The organism is Rhodococcus sp. DK176, from assembly GCF_038447315.2.
GTDB classification, from domain to species: Bacteria; Actinomycetota; Actinomycetes; order Mycobacteriales; family Mycobacteriaceae; genus Rhodococcus_F; species Rhodococcus_F jostii_A.
In genome coordinates, this window is sequence record NZ_CP118321.2 from 3138313 (window position 1) to 3157632 (window position 19320).

A 19320-nucleotide genomic window follows, 5' to 3' on the forward strand; every position below is an offset into this window, starting at 1 on the left:
CCGCCCACCGATGATCACGAAGGAAATCCCATGAAGACCTACCAGCTTGCGGCCCGCGCCCTGTCCGAGTTCGGTGTCGGCACCGTCTTCGGACTCATGGGAGACGCCAACCTCGCGTATCTCGGTGACTTCGTGGAAAACCGGGACGGCGAGTTCGTCGCGGCCGTGGCCGAGGGTGGGGCGGTGTCGATGGCAGACGGATATGCCCGCACGACCGGTCGCGTCGGCGTCGCGTCCGTGTCGCACGGCCCTGCCGTCACGAACTGCACGACCGCCCTTGTCGAGGCGGTGCGGTCGCGCAGCGCCGTGCTGCTGCTGACGGGCAGCACCCCGGACGTGCGAGATCACTTCCAGGAGTTCGACCTCGAGGGTTTCGCCCGCCTCACCGGCGCCGAATACCGCCGGGTTCGCAAGGCCACCGCGGTCGGCGCGGATATCGCCGAAGCTCTTGCGCGCGTGGCCACCACCCGGACTCCCCTGGTGCTCGACCTGCCCTACGACCTGCTCGAGGTCACGGTGACCGGTGAGTTGCCGCGCGCGGTGCCCTCGCCCCCGGTAGCCGGTGCGCCGGACCCCGAGCTCGTCGACGACGCGCTCGCCGCGTTGCTCGGCAGTACACGCCCGCTCATCCTCGCCGGCCGCGGGGCGGTCGAATCCAGTGCCCGCGAGGATATCCTGCGCCTGGCGCGGGCAATCGACGCGCCGGTAATGACGACGTTGCTCGCGAAGGACCTCTTCGCCGGTGAACCCGACAATCTCGGTGTGCACGGGTCGTTGTCACATGCGGTGGCGATCGAGGAGATCGGTCGCGTCGACTGCATGCTCGTCGTCGGCGCGGCCTTGTCGTCGTTCACGACCGACAACACGGCGTTACTCGAGGGCAAGTTCGTCATCCAGATCGACGACCGGTCCAGCGCGTTCGGGCGGTTCGCGCCGGTGTCGCTCCCGATTCCGGGTGACGCCGCGGGTGTGGTGCACGCTTTGTGCGAGCGCCTGGCCGAAGCCGACGCAGCGGCACCGTCCGGGCGCCGCGTCGCGCAACTCGCCGAAGCGGTCCGCGAACTCGAACACAAGGGATACCGCAGCATCTCCGGCGGCGGCACCGTCGACATGCGAGACGCGATGGCCCGGCTCGCCGAGCTGCTCCCGCCAGGGGCGCAGGTCGTCACCGACATCGGACGGTTCTCGACCGCGGCGTGGAAGTATCTGCCGGTCGAGCCGAGTCGGTTCACCGTTCCCGGTGCATTCGGGTCGATTGGGCTGGGCGTCGCGACTGCGGTGGGCGCTGCCGCGGGTCGCCGCGACGTACCGACGGTCTGTGTGGCCGGGGACGGCGGCACGATGATGGGACTGACGGAGGTGAGCACTGCGGTCCGGCATCGCCTGCCGCTGGTGCTTGTCGTCCTCGACGACAATTGCTACGGCGCCGAATACCTCAAGCTCGCGAATCTCGATTTGAAACCCGCGCATTCGGAGGTCGAATGGCCGGGGTTCGCGGAGACGGCGCGCGCACTCGGAGCACGGGCGGTCACGATCCGGGAGGTCGACGATTTCGCGCAGGTCGCGGCGCTGGTGAAGAACGGAGACTACCCGCTGGTCGTCGAGGTCAAGGCAGATCCCGCGCGGCGTCGTCCCGAAGTGGCTGCGGCCGTCGGGCACGCGAGTTGACAACTGGCGGTTCCGAGACTGGGCGGTTGACCGCCGGCGACCACTGATCGGTCCGAGGACCAGCCATCGAGCGCCGCGGGCCGCCTACTGGTGCCCGGACGACGTCGGCCCGGTCAGCCCGAGGACGGCACTGCCCAGACCATTCAACTGGTTCCGGACCTCCACCGGGTCGCCGCGCAGTTGCCTCCGCATCCGGTTGATGACGGACTGGGCGGTCCGGGTAAGCGCTTCGGCCTCCGGCGCGGCAAGTTCTGGGCGGACCCGGATCAACAGCGCAACCCACTCGCTGGCGTAATCATGTTGCAGGCGACGGATAGGTGCGCGCTCGTCCTCCGGCACGTTGACGACCTCGGTGAGCAACGCACTCAGCGCGTCCCCGTGTTCGACGTTGATCCGGACGAAGGACGCCAGCGCGGCGTCGAGCGCGAGGGCAGGATCATCCGTGCCCGAGAGTGCCCCGGAGACATCGAAGTACAGCGCGTCTAGACACCGAGTGATCACGGTGACGAGGATCGCCGACTTTCCGGGAAAATGATGGTAGAGAGTCGGGCCGGTAATCCCTGCCGCAGTACCGATGTCGTCCATTCCCACGGCCTGATAGCCACGTTCGGCGAACAGGGTCACCGCCGCCTCGAGGATCGCTTCGCGGCGCGACGCCGGCATGATCCGACCCCCCGCCTCGCCATGCACGGATTGCGCTTGATCGACAACACCCAGGTCTGTCATCTCGCACACCGCCGAGGCCGCCTCGGTCATCAGCATTCGCGCTCGGGAAGGCTCGAGTTTTCCCCGACGGAACAACCGATTGCTGCTCAGCACCGCATGGGCGCCTCCCACCAGCAGTTCCACCGACGGTCCGTCGAGACCGGGCCTGGCGGTCTGTATCGCCTCGCGCAACGGGGCGATCGCCTTCTGATAGCGGTCGCGCAACTCGGCGCCCATCGTCGGATCGAGATACGCCTGATTACGTTCCCACAGCGCGCTCGCGCGATTCTGCCCCAGCGACTTCCCCGCGGCATACTCGAGCAGGTCCCGAAGCCCCGGTTGCGGGGCAGCGTAGGCCGCCTCGAGCCCCTCGATCTCGAACTCGACCGCGGCGGCAAGAAGATTCTGCTTACCTCGGAAATGGCGATACAACGCCGGACCGGTGATACCGACATCGGCCGCGATGTCCGCGATCGCGGCATCGTGAAAACCCCGGCGCTCGAACTGCTTCGCCGCAGCGGCGACGATGAGCTGCTTGCGGTTTCGTGGCCGACGCTGCACGGCAACCTCGGTCATGGTCCGCTCCTCTCATCCAGGTGCCGTACTCGGCGGATCTCCACGGCGAGGCGCACCCGGGGCATCGCCGTCCTTCACCATCATGTTAGCAGTCGTTCGGGACGCTTTCGGAGTGCCACGACTCGATCCATCCCACGGACCAGCCTCGCTGACATCAGTCGTTAGCCACTATTCGCCAGGGTGCACGACACCGGCGGTCTTCGGGCGTGCCGCGGTCGTGGCCCGGTGCGATCCGGACGAGCGCCGCGGGATCAGGGTGGGCATCGCGCGCCGGATCGGATCGTCGACGGGGGTGGTGGCGAGCATCAGATCGAGTGCGGTGGCTGCGATCTGGTCGAACGGGGTGCGCACCGAGGTGAGCGGGACCGGAAGACGTTGCGACAGTGGGATGTCGTTGTAGCCGACCAGGGCGACGTCGTCGCCGACGGTCAACGAGCTTCGGTGCGCGGCGGCCATGACTCCGAGCGCGAGGTTGTCGTTGGCGGCGAAGACGGCGGTCGGACGGGACGCGGAGCGGAAGAGCCGGTTCCCGGCCTCCTCGCCGTCCTCGATGCCGAACGTCGTTTCGACGATCCACTCGGGCACTTCCGCGATTCCCGCTTCCCGCAGCGCCTTTCGTGCCCCGGCCAGACGACCGACGGCGGTGGACGCGAACAACGGGCCCGACAGGACGGCGATGTCGGTGTGCCCGAGGTCGATCAGATGGCGGGTGGCGAGATAGCCGCCCGCCTCGTCGTCGCCGACCGAGGACGGACTGATCCCGTCGGTCCTGAGCACCAGCGCGTGCGGCACGCCGCGCTCCCGGAGCTCGCGCGGCAGGGGGTCGTCGCGCCGGCTCGAGGCGACGATCAGGCCGTCCACGTTCCGGGCGAGCAGCGTCCTCGCCGCGTCGGACTCGTCGGCGGGGTTGTCCCCCGTCGTGGCGACGACCGTGAAGTAGCCGAGGCGGGTCGCGGCCCGGCTGATCGCCTCGTACATCAAGGCCATGACGGTGTCGCTCAACCGTGGGACGAGGACGCCGATCGTCGCGGTCTGCCCGCGGCGCAGGCTGGAGGCGAAGGTGTTGCGCCGGTAGCCCAGCTGATCGGCCACCGCCCGCACTCGTTCGGCAGTCGCGGAGCGGGACGGCGGCACGCGATCGTCGAGCACTCGGCTGACGGTCGAGGTACTCACACCCGCCGCGTCCGCCACTTCACGCAGCGTCACGACGTGCTTACCGTCCCGCGCCCGCTGGGGCGCGCTCCCATTGGCTTCCATGGTCTTCCTCTCTACCGCCTCGGCCCGGCCCTCCGCGCGTGAGGTAAGGCCTGATCACATCCGATTCGGAACGTGACCCTTGACACAGACACGATCGTATCGCACGATGAAATCGTTCACGGGAACGTTCCCGGGAACGTTTGCAAAACGTCTCCTTCGATGGAAAAGAGCGATCATGAGCACACTCGACCTCCGCGGCCTCACCCCGGCGCCGGTGACGCCCTTCACCCGTGACGGCGACGTCGACTACGACGCCATCCAGCGCCTCGGCTCGTGGCTCGGCAGTGTCGACGGCGTCAAGGGCCTCGTCGTTCTCGGCCACGCCGGCGAGGGCACATTCCTCACCCAGGACGAGCAGGTTCGCGTCATCGCCGCTTTCAAGGACTCCGTCGACGGCCGGCTGCCGATCATCGCCGGCATCACCGGCGAAGGCACCGCGGTCTCCGTGGAGGAGGCCCGCCGCGCGGTCGACGCGGGCGCCTCGGCCGGCCTCGTGTACCCCTCCCACGGATGGCTGCGGTTCGGTTACCAGGACGGCGCCCCGCAGGATCGGTACAAGGCGATTCACGAAGGGTCCGGGCTGCCGCTGATCCTGTTCCAGTACCCCGACGCCACCAAGGCCACGTACAACCTGGACACCCAGCTCGAGATCGCCGCCCAGCCCGGTGTGTTCGCCACCAAGAACGGTGTGCGGAACATGCGCCGCTGGGACCGTGAGATCCCGGTCCTGCGCCGCGAGAACCCCGACCTGCAGATCCTGAGCTGCCACGACGAGTACCTGCTGCACACCATCTTCGACGTCGACGGCCTGCTGGTCGGCTACGGCGGACTCGCGCCCGAGCCGCTGGTCGAACTCATCGCGGCAGGCAAGGCCAAGGACTACCCCGCGGCCCGGGCGATTCACGACCGCCTCCTGCCGGTGACAGCGAACGTCTACCACCGCGGCTCGCACATGGAAGGCACCGTCGCCCTCAAGGAAGGCCTCGTCGCCCGTGGAATCCTCGAACACGCCACCGTGCGCTCACCGCTGCTGCCACTGGCCGAGGGCGCAGGTGCCGAAATCGCCGCTGCGCTGCAGTCGGCCGAGCTGACCTCGGTCGTCGCCCACGCCTGACCCCGCTCGACCCGTCACCTCGGATTCACCGAATCCGCCGCACGCGGTGCCACCGCGTCGCGTGCCGGTTCTGCCGCCCGGCCCGGACACCCCGGGCCGGCCGGCACTGCCCGCAGCAGACCCGGCCCACTCCCGGCCGCAGGTTCCGTTCGCCCCTTCCGAGCCGGCAGCGTCGGATGCCCCATCGTCAGTTGCGCCACACTCCTCGTCTGCGGTTCGAACACCAGAAAGTAGGCTCATCGATGAGTACATCAGCCGATCCCGTCGGAGGCGGTTCAGTGGTCGCAGACACCCCTCCGCCGCCCGGAGGTCGCGTCCGGCCCCAGCGGCGGTACTGGGTTCGGACCCTGGCCATGGCCGGTCCCGCATTCATCGCCGGAGCGTGGCAGTTCGGGCCCGGCAACCTCGCCAGTGCCGTCCAGGCCGGCAGCGAGTACAGCTACTCCCTGATCTGGGTGATCGCCGTCTCGACCATCTTCATGCTCGTCTACGCCGACATGAGCGTCCGCCTCGGCATCCGCACCCCCGCGTCCATGATCAGCTCGGTCAAGGACATTTTGGGCCGACGCGTGGGCGTCTCCGCCGGCGTCGGAGTCTTCATCATCACCCTGTGCTTCTCCGTGGGCAACGCCGTCGGATCCGGCCTGGGACTGTCGATGGTCTTCGGCGGGTCCCCGATAGTGTGGTCCGCTGTCTGCACAGTCTTCGTCGGACTGATCCTGTTGTTCCGCAACGTCTATCGAACCGTCGAACGCGTCCTGCTGGTGATCGTCGCCCTCCTCGCGGCCACCTTCGTCTTCAGCGCCGTCATCGCCCAGCCCGACTGGTTCCAGGCCGTGCACGGACTCGTCCCGAGCATCCCGCCGGGTGGACAACTGCTCGTCGTCGCCCTCGTAGGCACCAACTTCTCCCTCAACGCAGCTTTCTTCACTTCCTACGGCACCCACGAACGTAAGCGCACCGCAGCCGAATACCGGCAGACCACCATCGCCGACACCATCCCGGGCATCGTCGCACCCGGCATCATGACCTCGCTCGTGATCATCGTCGCCGCCGCCGTCCTCGGCCGCCAGAACACCGAAGCAACCACCCTCGCAGGCCTGGCGAAGATCTTCGAACCCATCGCCGGCCCGATCGGATCGACGATCTTCGCGCTCGGGCTGTCCGGGGCCGCGTTCTCCGCGATGGTCGCCAACGCCACCGCCGGAGGCACCATGCTCTCCGACGCGCTCGGCAAAGGACCGTCCCCCAGCACACCGACAGCCAAACGCACCAGCGCCGTGATCCTCGGCTTCGGACTCCTGATCACGATCCTGTTCACGAAATCCCCTGTCCAGCTGATCATCTTCGCCCAGGCACTGACCGTGCTGATCGCACCGTTCCTCGGACTCCTGCTCTTCGTGATGAGCAACAACTCCCAACTGATGGGCAACCTCCGCAACACCTGGTGGAAGAACATCATCGGAGCCCTGGGATTCCTCTCGATCCTGTCCCTGTCCGGCCTGCTGATCTACGAACTGCTCGGCTGACACCGACGCTGGGCGGCACACTGCACACCGCAGTGTGCCGCTCGACTGCTGCATCCACCCCCTGACGCAACCCACGAGGAATCAGAACCCATGCCGCTCTTCGTCGTCGACTACACCTACTCAGCCGAGACCGCCGCAGGCCGTGACTCGCACCGATCCGAACACCGAGCATGGCTCTCCGAACTGGTCGACCGCCAGATCGTCATCGCCTGCGGTCCGTACGCCGATGACGGAGGTGCCTTCATCCTCGTCGAGTCCGATACGACCGACACGGTGGCACTGCTCTTCACGCACGATCCCTTCGTCATCCACGGACTCGTACCAGAACATCGAATTCTCGAATGGACGCCGGTGATGGGTCGCCTCTAAAACGACGATGGAGGAGGGAAGGATTCGGAATCGGGTCGGTCGATCATCCACGGAGAAATACCCCGGTATCCAGTCAGACGAATAGCTACTTCGACCTGAAAAACGAGGCGCCTTGGTGAGCATGATTCGGCCGTTCTCGGCCGGTCGGGATTGGGTTGGCCGCAATTCCCCCCGATCGGCGCCTTTCACGCTGCCAGGGTGCTGATCTTGACCAGGTTGTGCGCCAGGACCCCGTGGCCGACCCAGATCTTGGCGCCTTCGGTGCTGTCGATGCGGGTGCGGTCCCAGCCATATCCACGTTTGAGGGCGCTGATTCTGCCTTCGACTCCGGTGCGCCACTTGATTGTTCGTCGGAACGCCGGGCGGTGTTCCTCGGCTCGCCGGCCAGCTGAGGGTTTGCCCTTGCGAGGGATCACCACGTTGCGCACGCCGAGGTCACGGAGGTCATCCTCGACGGCTTTCTCGCCGTAGCCGCGGTCGGCGGTGACCGTGCGGGGTGGCCGGCCGGCGCGTGTGCGGACCCGATCCACGGCTGGGGCCAGCTGGGGTGCGTCGGCCGGGTTGCCGCGTTCGACGTTGTGGTCCACGATCACGCCGTCGTCGCCTTCGACGAGCTGGGTCTTGTGGCCGAACTCGACCGGTTTGCCGAGCCGTCCCTTGGCGATGGGCCGGGCGTCGGGGTCGTGCAGGCTGACTCGCCGGGTGGCTCCGTCCGGGGTCTGCCCGGCCAGCCGCTGTCGGGTCTGCGCGGTGATCTGCCGGGTGGCGGTGACCAGGTCCTCGAGGTCGTCGATGGCGCGGGCCAGGCGTCCGCGCCGGCGGCCCGCGGCCCCGTCGTGCTCGCCCTGGGCCTTCCGGGCTGTGGCCTTGGTGCGTGCCCGGCGCAGCGCGTGTTTCGCGTTGGTCAGCAGCCGTTCGGCATCGGTGGCGGCGGTCTCGGCCAGGTCGGCCAGCTCCCCGGTGGTGCGCCGGACCGCCGCCAGGGCCTCGTCGCGTCCGGCGGCGCTGCGCGACCGCAGCTTGAAACCGATCGAGTGCGCCCGCTTGCCCGCTGCACGGGATCGGTCCCGGACCGTGGTGCGTGTCGCTCCACCGGCGGCCTGGATCCGCTTGCCCGTGACCGCGATCCGTCGGATTGCCTTGGCCAGCAAACCGGAGTCGGTGGGGTAGGACACGTTGCTGGGCACCACGGTGGTGTCGGCCCGCAACGTGGTGGTGCGCAGCACCTTGGCCTCGGTGGCCTTGGCCAGCAACGCCTCGTTCAGCCCGACCACCGCCGCCGGGCCACAGCGGGTGGTCAGCTTCATCAACGTCGTCGGGTGCGGCACCGACCCGTCCAAGGGGATCCGGCAGAACCGGCGCCAGGTGAACGAGTCGCTCACCTCGCGGCACAGGCTCTCGTAGCCGAGCCGGTAGCGGAACTTGAGGAACATCAGCCGCAGGTAGGTCTCCATCGGCGTCGACGGACGACCGATCCGCGGGTCGAAGTACGGAACGAACGGTGCGAAGAACGCCGGATCATCCAACAGCGCATCCACTCGCTCGAGCTCCGCGGGAAGCCGGAGCAACTCCTGCGGCAGCACCGACTCGAACAAGGACGGTTGATCGCCTACGGTACGGAACACGATCGCCTCGATCCCTTCTAGCCCAACGGGTTGAGGCCATTCTCCCGTTCCAGGACTGGCTGATCACGCACCGCCACACCCCGACTTTTTCAGGTCGAAGTAGCTAACTCTGCGCGAGGAAGTCGGCGAGAGCCTGCGCCACGAGGTCGGGCTCGTCCTCGGTGAGGAAGTGCCCGGCGCCGGGAACGAGTGTCGCTCGCGCCCCGGGGATGCGGCGCGCGAGATCGTCGGCGAACGACCGGTCCAGCCATTCGTCGTCCGCACCCCACACGATCTGCACCGGCACCTTCACGGTGCCGAGTTTCTCGACGACGTCGGCGGTGTCGCGTTCGTCGAAGTATTGGACCTGGTCGAGGTAACGCTGCTGCCCGCTCGCGCCCGCGAAAGGACCGAGGTAGGCCTCCGCGACGGACGACGGCAGCCGACGGCGCGTCGCGGTGTCGAGGTGTGCCTCGGTGATCCGCTGGAAGACGTGCGTCGGCATCGTGCGGTACACGTCGAGGTGGCGTTGCATGTGCTGCGCTACCGGCGTCACCCACGGCGAGAGCACCGCCGCGTCGAGGAGTGCGATGCGCCGGACCGGGACTCCCTCGACGAGGTGTGCGCGGAGCACCGTCGCCGCACCGATGTCGTGGCCGACCAGCACAGGCCGGTCGAGCCCCCAGTGTTCGACCAGCCGGGCCAGCACGCGTGCGTGCGTGCGGATCGCCACCGGCTCGCCGGGAATCGATGGGGAGTCACCGTAGCCGGGGAGATCCCAGACGTACACCGTGTTCTGCTCGGCGAGCCGGGGAATCACCGCGCGCCACAGATACGACGACGAGGGCGTGCCGTGCACGAGAACGACGGGTGGTCCGTCGCCGAAGACTCCGGCCGCGATGGTGGCGCCGTCCACCGTCAGGCGGTCGGGCAGGTGCCACCGGTCGGTGTCGGCTGTGCTGGAGATCTGCTGTCGGGTCATGAACATCCTCCCGAGACGTAATGGTTAAACTGACTTGGTAACCATTACGCTAGGCGGAGGCTGTAAGTGATGCAACTGACTTTCACCGATTACACCTTCGGGGCATCGGTAGCGACGGCGCTCGTCCTCACTGCCCCGGAGGTGCTCGTCGCGACCGGTGACGCCCTCACCGACGGCGCGTCGCTGCACGCTTTCCTCACCGAGCACGGCATCGCCCGCGGAGACCGGCCCGCAACCGGCACCGATCTGGACGAGGTCCGTGTGCTGCGGACACGGGTGCGCGACGTCGTGGCCGCGCCGAACGAGGAGGCGATCGTCGACGGGGCCAACCAACTCCTACGCGTCGCCCACACCGTCCCCTTCCTCGGGCGCCACGACGGCACATGGATGTGGCACCTCGAGACCGCACCCGAGTCGACGCTCGCCGACGACCTGGCCGTCGTCATCGGAACGGGCCTGCTCGGAACAGTGGCTTCGCTGGGACCGAACCGGTTCCGGTCGTGCGAATCCCCCTCGTGCAACGGCATTTTCGTCGACACCAGCCGGGCTGGGCGGCGCCGGTTCTGCATGCCCCAGGTGTGCGGAAACCGTGTCAACGTGGCGAACTTTCGCGCCCGACGCCGTCGCGAACAGCAGGATCGCCCCGGTTCGGGCCCCACAGACGCCGGGTGAGGAGTCGATGACGATCCGGCGAAGGGTCCATTGGCCGACCTGGTCGTTCGGCCGACCGGTGGTGGCGGTCAGCAGCTGACTGCCACCACCGGCGCCCGATCATCGTGCGGGACAGCGAGGAGTTGCCTAGGCTCGGGCCGCCGCCGGTGACGCGGTGAATCCGGCGCTCGGCGCGAACCGTGCCAGCACGTCCTCGGCCGGTTCCCCGGCCGCGGCGGCGATGAACGCGAGAACGTCCTCCCGGGTGTCGAGACCGATCAACGTGTCGGGTTCGGAGAGGAACCCGAACAGGGCCGCGGCAACGGGTTCGCTCACGGTCGCCGCCGGGAACAGCAATTCGGCGTGGACCGCGTACTTCGGATCGCCGAGGAACAACCGGGTGACCTCGGCAGCAGCGTGACCCCTTGTGTGCCAGTGCTTCTCGAACTGCTCGGACAACCAGTCGGCGGTGAACTCGCCGTCGTGCGCACGTGCCGCGTCGACGAGCGCGGCCACCTGCACGGCGGTGTTCTGGGCCCCCTGTCCGGCGAGGGGATCGAACGCGATCGCGGTGTCACCGATCGCCGCGACCACGTGGCCGCTACTGGTCGTCCCGACCGCGCGGCGCACCGTCGGGGTGACCGCCCCTTTCAGCCACGAGTGCGGGTCGGACTCGATCACCTGCAACCGCTCGATCTCGGGGGCGTCGTGCGGGAAGTAGTCGCGGTAGAAGTCGACGACGGTCTGCCGCGCGGAGTGCACGTCGGTGACCGCTTCGAACCGGTCCTCCCAGGGGCTGCCCGGCTTCGCGAAGCCGAGGAAACTCCATGTGGCGCCGGCGTCCTTGTGCAGGTACGGGCCGAGCCAGGCCTCACCGAAGTCGGTGTGCAGGTTGAAGAGATTGTGCGCGCCGCCCGCCGCGGACCGGTAGCCGAACGTGTCCGCGTCGTGTCCCAGGCCCTGCAACGTCACCAGCAGCAGTCGGCGCTGCGGTTCGCTGTACACGGTCCGTTCGGTGTCCACCGGGAACAGCGCGGACAGCCCGCCCTTTCCGGTCGCCACGAGCGTCAGGTCGTGGTCGGCGGCGATCGCGTCGAGGGCGTCGGGATTCACCGCCCGGACCTCGAAGCGGCCGCCGCGGTCCAGGAACCGGCCGAGCCGGTCGTCGGCCCGCAACCGCACGTCGACGCCCTGCGCGACGTACCGGAAGTCGGGGTCGAACTCGAGGACGTCGGCGCGGGTGTCGCCCTCCCCTGTGTGCAGGCGGGTGCTCATCCCGGTCGAGTGCGGACCGTCGGCGTAGAGGTCCTCGATGATGCGGGCGTCGGCCTCACGGGACTTACCGAAGTAGACGGCGGTGCCGGTGGCCGGGACGTCGTTGCGCAAGGCGATGCGGTCGCGGTCACTGTAGAGGGTGACGGTGAAACCGGCGTCGACGAGACCGAGCGCGGCGGTGGTGCCGGCCAGTCCGGCTCCGACGACGGCGGCGGTGCGGGGTGTACTCATGGGTCCTCCCGGTGGTTGTGGTGGTCGTTCAGGTGTTCGTGTACGCGCGGTAGCGGTCGGTCCGCGTCGAGAGGTCGCCGCCGAGGCGGTACCGCGCGCCCCGGTGGTCGGCGGGAAGCCGGTCGCCCTTGTCGAACAGCTTGTGGCGCAGGGTCCCGTCGGTGTAGCCCGTCGGGTAGGCACCCCGGGCCTGCAGCGCCGGCACGACGTGGGTGACGACGTCCTCGAACGAACCCGGCGTGATCGCGTACGCCAGGTTGAACCCGTCGACGTCGGTGTCGGCCACCCACTCCTGCAACTGCGTCGCGACGGTCTCGCCGGAGCCGACGAACCGCGGCCCGAGACCGCCGATGCTCGCCCACTCCGCGATGTCGCGCACCGTCCACTCGCGACCGTCGTCGGCCGCCTCCTGGAATGCGGCGACGGCCGACTGGATCGCGTTGCTCTCGACGTTTCCGATCGGGTCGTCGAGGTCGTACCGCGACAGGTCGATCCCCATCCAGCCGGACGTGAAGACCAGTGCGCCCTCGAGGTCCGCGTATCGCCGGTACTCCTCCTGCTTCGCGGCCGCGGCCTCGTCGGTGCTGCCCGCGATGACGGTGGACAGCGCGTAGATCCGTGCCGAATAGGGGTCGCGGCCGGCGTCGACGAGGGCCTGGCGGATCCGTGCGACGGTGTCCTTCAGCACCCGCTTCGACGGCGGCCCCACGAAGATCGCCTCGGCGTTCTCGGCGGCGAACCGGACACCGCGCGGCGACGCCCCCGCCTGGTAGATCACCGGCGACCGCTGCGGCGACGGTTCCGACAGGTGGATGCCCGGGACCGTGAAATGCGTTCCGCGGTGGCCGATGTGGTGCACCTTCTCCGGATCGACGTATACGCCGCGCTCGGTGTCGCGCACGACGGCGTCGTCCTCCCACGAGCCTTCCCACAGCTTGTAGAGCACCTCGAGGTACTCGTCGGCGTGGTCGTACCGGGTGTCGTGGTCGAGTTGATCGGTGTCACCGAAGTTCCGGGCCGCGGACGGCAGGTAACCCGTCACGACGTTCCACCCGATCCGACCCCCGGTGAGGTGGTCGAGGGTGGAGAGTCGGCGCGCGAACGGATACGGGTGCTCGAATCCCGTCCCCGTGGTGATGCCGAAACCGAGGTGTTCGGTGACCGCTGCCATGGCCGAGACGAGCAGCAACGGGTCCGCGACCGGGATCTGGGCGCCCTGCCGCAGCGCGGCCTCGTCCGTTCCGCCGTAGACGTCGTAGGTGCCGAGCACATCGGCGATGAACAGGCCGTCGAACAGCCCGCGTTCGAGGAGCCGGGCGAGGTCGGTCCAGTAGCCGAGGTCGGTGTAGCGGTGCGACTGGTCGTCCGGGTGCCGCCACAGCCCCGGCGACTGGTGGGCGACGCAGTTCATGTCGAAGGCGTTGAAACGGATCTGCCGGGTCATGCCGGCACGTCCGCATCGCGCACGCTCTGCCGCTGCCCGGCGCTCCAGGCGTACGGCAGCGGGTCACCGTTCAGGACGTACGCCCCCACCGACTGCTGCTTGTAGATCAGGGGGTTGTGGGCCGAAATGGTGCGTGCGTTGCGCCAGTGCCGGTCGAGACCGAGTTCCGAGGAGGTGATCGACGCGCCCCCCACCTCGAACAACTGCGCGGTCGCGTCGAGGACGAGGCCGATCACCACGGACTGTGCGCGGGCCGCGGCGGCCTCGGCACGGTCCAGGAGTTCAGGGTCCTCACCACCGGCGTCGAGCAGGCGGTCGAGTTCGTCGGCGACGGCGAGCACGGTCGAGCGGGCGCCGTACGCGGCGGCGGACAGCTTGCCGATCACCTGCTGCACGAGCGGGTCGTGCCGGGGCAGGTCGGCGGCGGCGTGGGTGAACGTGCGGGTACGGGCACGAACCCATTCCGCCGTGTCCGTCTCCGCGCGGCGGGCGATCCCGGCGAGGACGGCCAATTGCACGAGTTGCAGGTAGGACGTCGCGTAGGTGCGGCCGGGCGCGCCGTATCCGGGCCCGAGGATCCGCTCCTCGGGCACCACGACACCCGAGAACGTGGTCGTGCCGCTTGCAGTGAGCCGCTGTCCGAAACCGTCCCAGTCGTCGGTCTGGGTCACGCCTGGAGCGTCGGCGTCCACCAGCACCGACACCCGCTCGCCGTCGCGGTCGGCCGCGACGAGGATGTGATCGGCGTAGAGACTGCCCGTGCTGTAGTACTTCACGCCGTCCAGAACCCAGGTGCCGTCGTCGCCGCGGCGCAGCGTCGTCTGGTACCGGTCGGCGGCTCCCACCCCGGGTTCGGTGATGGCGTTGCCGACCAGTGTCCCCTCCGCCGCCGCGCGCAGCCACCGCTCACGGTTGTCGGTGGGCGCGGCGAGGCGCTGGTCCTCGACGAAGCTCCAGTGCACCCGAAGCGCCTGGGGCAGATTGGATTCCGCGGCAGCCAGGTCGATCAGCAGACCGAACAGCTGTCGGACCGACGCCCCGAACCCGCCGAACTCGACGGGGACGCGCAGGGCACCGAACCGCGAGTCGCGAAGCAGACCCACCTCGTCGAACGGCAACCGGCGATCCCGTTCCCGGCCCAGCGCCCCCTCGGCGATCCGGTCGAAGATCGGATGGAACCGGTCTTCGAGTTCGCGGTCGGTCACTGCCTCGGCCTCGATCGTTGAACTGCTCACGTGCCTGCTCCTCGGTGCGTCGACTATGTCGACACCACGATGGGCGAACGGGCCACGTGGGGGCACTACTTACGATCGCGCAGAGTCGAACGCTCGGCTCGCGAGGTCTGAGGTGCCGCTCTACCCGCCGTGCACGTCGAGCCGACCGATCATCGACGGAGGAACCGACAGTCCCGGTGAAATCGGTTGGAACAGTATCAATATCCGCAGCATCGCTAGCTTCCCGACCCGACGTCGATCGGCACACGAGGCGCCGAACGGTGATCACTGGCGATGGTTACCACGCATTCCACTCGCGTACCGAGAAGTGAACGAACGACGGTGGGCTCTTCGATGCTCTTCTCGTCGAGAGACTGCTCCTCGATGCTCTGCTCGTCGAGCGACCCGACCTCTTCGGAAACTTCGACGGTCGCCTTCGGTCCGCGCGTCGCCAACCAGCACAGGATTGCCCCGAGGCACACCACGGCAGTTCCCACCCAGAACGTGAGGCCGAGTGCCGTGGCCAACATCAACGACGAGAATGCGGCGGACAGTACGGGCGTGAAGTACGAGGCAGCGGCGAGCAAGGTCATGTTTCCGCGCAGGATTCCGACATTCCACAAGGCGTAGCCGAAGCCGATCGCGCAGGCCGCCACCACCGTCGCCGCGACCGCGGTGAAGCTCAGGTGCATCGGCTCGCGACCGGACAACAGGTACATGCACCAGAACGAGACGGCCGTCAGCACGAAGAACGGGGTGATGCCGTTGTTCCCGTTTGCGAACATCTTGGTGACGGTGCAGTAGCCCGACCAGATCACTGCGCCGGCGAACGCGAGCCCATAGCTCAGAGGATTCGAGCGCACGTTGTCGACAGTGCCTGCGACGTCCAGTCCGGCGTCACCGCCGAGAACGACGGCAATGCCGACTACCGACAGCACGATGCCGGGCAGTATCAGGCGCGAAGCCTTCTGTCCGGCGAACACGATCGCGAACACCACCGTCAGGCTCGGCCACAGATAATTCACGATTCCGACTTCGATTGCCTGCCTCGGAGTGTCCGCCAGTCCGATTGCGAGGGCAAAGCACACCTCGTACGCGGCAAACATCACGGCACCGGTGACGAGATACGTCCGACTGAAGTCTCTGAGCTTGGGCCATCCGACAGTCACCGACAACAGAATCGCGCAGCACGAGTAGATCATCGCGGCGCCGCCGATCGCCCCCAGGCTATCGGTGACCAGACGGATCATTCCGACCATCGAACTCCACAACACAATCGCCAACAGCCCCGCCGCGGTGGCACTTCCGCTCGACTTGGTCGCTCTCACAACAACACTCCTCCTTTACCGTGCTCGTGAACTCTCGGTGACACCGTCGCTCGTACCGATTCGACCGGAATGCAACGAGTTTCGTGCCCTGTCGCGCAGGGAGATGACTACCACTGCAACCGAGGGTCTCGGTTGCAGACCGACAGTCGATGACACCGCCGCTTACATTGCGGTAATACGAATGTAATCTGTGATCACATATGCGACAAGGCGTTTGATGCGTGAGACACACCACTGCCGGGACACGGGACGTTCAGACCGATTGAACTCGCACAGATTTCGGCGCTCGAGCGCCGGGTGAACACTGAATCCGGGCAGGACAGAGTGCTGAATGTTGTTGGCACGTCCGCGTAGCCGGCGGTAGGCGTCATCTGACATGACACGCGTGTAGCCGGCGCGAACGGCCGGATCGGCGTCGCACGTCGACACTCACGAACAGTCGCGCCCCGGCCATCGGCCGCAAGTGCTCGCGGTTGGAGACGGTGACAAAGTCGTCCCCGAGGATGCGCGCGTCCCACCGAAAAATGAGGTCGTGAACTTGTCCGCGACCTTCCCGAAAATCGTCTACCGCACGGGGAGATCGCTGCCGTCGGGAGAGAACGAGCCGACGGCATGCACGATGCCCGAACGCTCCGGACAACTGCGCGTGAGCGTGCAGGTCTGGCGCATTTCATCTCCTCAGGGTGTTGATATATCAGTACAACACTACATGGCTATCAGCATCATGCAAGGTAGTGGGGTTGGGGAGGCGATACCGGGGCCGTCGTATCGACCCGCGTCCCGGGCACGAGAAATCACATTCAGGGTTGTGTGATCTGTGATCTCATCCTATTCTGTGTGACGAGACGCACATCACATCGACGTGAAGGTTCGAACCACGATCGCCGGCTCGGACGGTGATCGATCTTCATCGCGTCTCACGGTGCAGATACCGCTGCCCTTCAGTGCATCGGGATTCACCAGAGCGCCAGTGCAGGACCGTCGCGCTCGAGGCTCGACTCATCTCTTTTCACACCGACCACGACAGGCACCCCGAACACGTCTTACAGGGGTCCACGTCAAGCCAGACCAGAAACGTCAACGAGGAGCTCGATATGGTCACCAATCCGCTGGACGACGCGCCGCTGTCCAGGTTTCACAAGAAGCTTGCCGTGTTCTCGTCGGGAGGACCGTTCCTGGACGGATTCGTCTTGTCCATCATCGGTGTCGCGATGATCCAGATCGCGGATCAGTGGGGCCTGTCGTCCGTGGAGCAGGGACTGGTCGGCGCATCGTCGCTGATCGGTATTCTCCTCGGTGCATTCGCCGGCGGTTGGTTGACCGATCGTTTCGGGCGAGAAGTCTTGTTCACGGTCGATTTGATCGCGATCGCCGCATTTTCGGTCGCACAGTTCTTCGTCCAGGACGTGATCTGGCTGATCGTGCTCCGCCTGCTCATCGGCATGGCGGTCGGCGCCGACTACCCGATCGCCACGTCGCTACTGACGGAGTTCACCCCTCGCAAGTACCGCGGGCCGTTCCTCGGCGCATTCGTCGCCATGTGGTTCGTCGGCGCTGCAGCGGCGTACGTAGTGGGCCAGGTACTTGCCGAAACAGGAAACGACAACGCCTGGCGCTGGATGCTCGCCAGCGCCACGGTGCCTGCGGTGCTGATCGTCGTAGCCCGCGTCGGCACTCCCGAGTCGCCGCGTTGGTTGGTGGGCAAGGGCAGGATCGACGAAGCCAACAAGGTGCTGCGTAAGGTGTTCGGCCCCGGCGTCTCCGTCGCCGACCTCCCCGCGGAGGACGAGAACAGCGTCAGCGTCAAGGAGCTCCTCCGTTCCGGATACGGAAAGCGGATGGCGTTCATCACCCTGTTCTGGACCTGCTCGATCATCCCCCTGTTTGCCGTCTACGCGTTTGCGCCTGCCATTCTCGGCGCTCTCAAACTGGAAGAGGATGCGGCACATATCGGTTCCGCTGTCATCACGATCCTGTTCCTGGTCGGATGCATCATCGCCCTGTTCCTCGTCAACCGCATGGGACGCCGCCCCCTCCTCATTCACAGCTTCCTGTGGGCCGGTCTGGCACTGCTGCTGATGGGAGCGTTTCCCGAGGCACCTACCACGATCATCATGGTTCTCTTCGCCGCATACGCCGTACTGATCGGCGGCACGCAGATCCTGCAGTGGGTCTACCCGAACGAGCTCTTCCCCACCGAGATTCGTGGCACCGCAGTAGGCATGGCCTCCTCTCTGAGCCGCATCGGTGCAGCAATCGGAACATTCCTCGTACCACTGTCCCTCAGCGGCCTCGGGATCGGAGCGACGATGCTCATCGCAGCGGTGATCACGTTGCTCGGAGCGGTTCTGTCCCACTTCTGGGCACCGGAAACCCGAGGACTGTCCTTGACCGAGAGCGCCTCGCTCGGGATCGCCAGCTCACCGGTATCGCCCGCACGAGCGTCCCGGTCGTAACATCTACGCCTGATCTCGGTGCTGCGCTTCGAGGAGAGCCCGGATTCGATCGGTCGCATCGACGAGCGAATCGTGATTGACGCTCGCTGCCGCGACGTCGTCGCCTCGAAGCGCAGCCTCGACGAGACGCTCTTGAAAGACCACCAACGACTCGACGTCTCCCGAGTCCAGCGTGCCCCGGGCACCGACGATCTTGTAGGCCCTGCAGTGGTGCCACAGATTGCGAATCATGTTGACGAGTACCGGGTTATCACTCGCACGGTAGAGAATCGACAGCAGTTCCTCGTCGTGTTCCAACAGTTCCACGACCCGGCCCTCGACGATCGCGACCCTCATCGCCTCGAATTCGGTCTTCATTCGCTCGGCGTCGGCGCGGGTGATTCGAGTGGCACCGAGCCGGGCAGCCTCGACCTCCAACAACAGTCGGACGTCGTAGACATGGACCAACTCTGCGAAGCTCAGTCCCTTCACGACAGCACCCCGGTGCGGGACCCGCTCCGCGAGACCTGCCTCCTCTAGCCGGCGAATTGCCTCTCGAACCGGCATGACACTCGTGCCGACCTGGGCCGCGAGGTCGCGGATGCGCAATCTCGTCCCGGCAGGCATATCGCCATTCATGATCGATTGATGGATCATCGAGTACACCTGATCCGTCAGGAGAGTCGGCTCGACTTTCTGCGGAACGGTCACCGGGGCGATCCCAGCGGGGCCTGAGCAGGACTCTCCCGGGCGTTGGGTCGCACGGCTCGCAGACCGTTCGCCCTCACGAGTCACCGGTTCCGTCGCAGTCATATGGCCCTCGCCCTTCGCCCTGATCTCGACGTAGCCCGAACCATCGCTGTCGGGCCTTCGCGCACGATGCGCCGCCGATCACACCATCCGCTTGTGTGATCTGTGATCACACTTTATCCTCAATG

The 19320-nt window shown here is 67.0% G+C and carries 15 protein-coding genes; 6 read left to right on the forward strand and 9 right to left on the reverse strand.

Going from position 1 to position 19320, the window contains the following annotated elements:
• Window positions 1–30: 30 nt before the first annotated feature.
• Window positions 31–1668 (forward strand): thiamine pyrophosphate-binding protein, encoded by a 1638-nt coding sequence (locus PSR88_RS14870; RefSeq protein ID WP_016882232.1) that lies wholly within the window; start codon window positions 31–33, stop codon window positions 1666–1668.
• Window positions 1669–1752: 84 nt separating this feature from the next.
• Here the strand turns inward: PSR88_RS14870 and PSR88_RS14875 are convergent, their stop codons facing one another.
• Complete coding sequence (locus PSR88_RS14875; RefSeq protein WP_016882231.1) at window positions 1753–2949, reverse strand: TetR/AcrR family transcriptional regulator; 1197 nt, start codon at window positions 2947–2949, stop codon at window positions 1753–1755.
• 168 nt (window positions 2950–3117) lie between these two features.
• Window positions 3118–4206: a LacI family DNA-binding transcriptional regulator gene (locus PSR88_RS14880; protein ID WP_016882230.1), complete on the reverse strand. Its 1089-nt coding sequence runs from the start codon at window positions 4204–4206 to the stop codon at window positions 3118–3120.
• A 175-nt stretch (window positions 4207–4381) separates the two neighbouring features.
• Here PSR88_RS14880 and PSR88_RS14885 point away from each other — a divergent pair, with 175 nt between their 5' ends.
• The 3 genes from PSR88_RS14885 (at window position 4382) to PSR88_RS14895 (ending at window position 7218) form a co-directional block, all read left to right on the forward strand.
• Entirely contained in the window at window positions 4382–5320 is a 939-nt protein-coding gene (locus PSR88_RS14885) for a dihydrodipicolinate synthase family protein (protein WP_005250735.1), read from the forward strand.
• Between the two features lie 353 nt (window positions 5321–5673).
• Window positions 5674–6849 (forward strand): Nramp family divalent metal transporter, encoded by a 1176-nt coding sequence (locus PSR88_RS14890; RefSeq protein ID WP_037196840.1) that lies wholly within the window; start codon window positions 5674–5676, stop codon window positions 6847–6849.
• Window positions 6850–6939: 90 nt separating this feature from the next.
• Window positions 6940–7218, forward strand: a complete 279-nt coding sequence (locus PSR88_RS14895; RefSeq protein WP_011595559.1) for a YciI family protein — start codon at window positions 6940–6942, stop codon at window positions 7216–7218.
• Between the two features lie 185 nt (window positions 7219–7403).
• Here PSR88_RS14895 and PSR88_RS14900 read toward each other — a convergent pair whose 3' ends face one another.
• The gene (locus PSR88_RS14900; RefSeq protein ID WP_016882228.1) at window positions 7404–8843 is read right to left on the reverse strand and encodes an ISNCY-like element ISRjo3 family transposase; all 1440 of its coding nucleotides are present in this window, start codon (window positions 8841–8843) and stop codon (window positions 7404–7406) included.
• 103 nt (window positions 8844–8946) lie between these two features.
• Complete coding sequence (locus tag PSR88_RS14905) at window positions 8947–9804, reverse strand: alpha/beta fold hydrolase (protein WP_016882227.1); 858 nt, start codon at window positions 9802–9804, stop codon at window positions 8947–8949.
• Window positions 9805–9873: 69 nt separating this feature from the next.
• On the opposite strand from PSR88_RS14905, the gene PSR88_RS14910 reads away from it, so the two are divergent.
• A complete protein-coding gene (locus tag PSR88_RS14910; RefSeq protein ID WP_020476792.1) occupies window positions 9874–10476 on the forward strand; it encodes a CGNR zinc finger domain-containing protein in 603 nt (200 codons plus the stop codon).
• A gap of 126 nt (window positions 10477–10602) precedes the next feature.
• Here the strand turns inward: PSR88_RS14910 and PSR88_RS14915 are convergent, their stop codons facing one another.
• The 4 genes from PSR88_RS14915 to yddG form a co-directional block, all read right to left on the reverse strand.
• Window positions 10603–11961, reverse strand: coding sequence for a styrene monooxygenase/indole monooxygenase family protein (locus PSR88_RS14915; protein WP_016882225.1), 1359 nt, complete (start codon window positions 11959–11961; stop codon window positions 10603–10605).
• Between the two features lie 28 nt (window positions 11962–11989).
• Complete coding sequence (locus PSR88_RS14920) at window positions 11990–13405, reverse strand: LLM class flavin-dependent oxidoreductase (RefSeq protein ID WP_016882224.1); 1416 nt, start codon at window positions 13403–13405, stop codon at window positions 11990–11992.
• Window positions 13402–14640, reverse strand: a complete 1239-nt coding sequence (locus PSR88_RS14925; RefSeq protein ID WP_016882223.1) for an acyl-CoA dehydrogenase family protein — start codon at window positions 14638–14640, stop codon at window positions 13402–13404. The genes PSR88_RS14920 and PSR88_RS14925 overlap by 4 nt, the downstream gene beginning before the upstream one ends.
• Window positions 14641–14855: 215 nt before the next feature.
• On the reverse strand, window positions 14856–15947 hold the full coding sequence (yddG, locus tag PSR88_RS14930; protein WP_016882222.1) for an aromatic amino acid DMT transporter YddG: 1092 nt from the start codon (window positions 15945–15947) through the stop codon (window positions 14856–14858).
• Window positions 15948–17041: 1094 nt separating this feature from the next.
• On the opposite strand from yddG, the gene PSR88_RS14935 reads away from it, so the two are divergent.
• Window positions 17042–18403 carry an MFS transporter gene (locus tag PSR88_RS14935; protein ID WP_016882220.1) on the forward strand — a complete coding sequence of 454 codons (1362 nt, stop codon included), beginning with the start codon at window positions 17042–17044 and terminating at the stop codon, window positions 18401–18403.
• A gap of 3 nt (window positions 18404–18406) precedes the next feature.
• Here PSR88_RS14935 and PSR88_RS14940 read toward each other — a convergent pair whose 3' ends face one another.
• On the reverse strand, window positions 18407–19195 hold the full coding sequence (locus tag PSR88_RS14940) for a GntR family transcriptional regulator (protein ID WP_157180155.1): 789 nt from the start codon (window positions 19193–19195) through the stop codon (window positions 18407–18409).
• Between the last annotated feature and the right edge of the window lie 125 nt (window positions 19196–19320).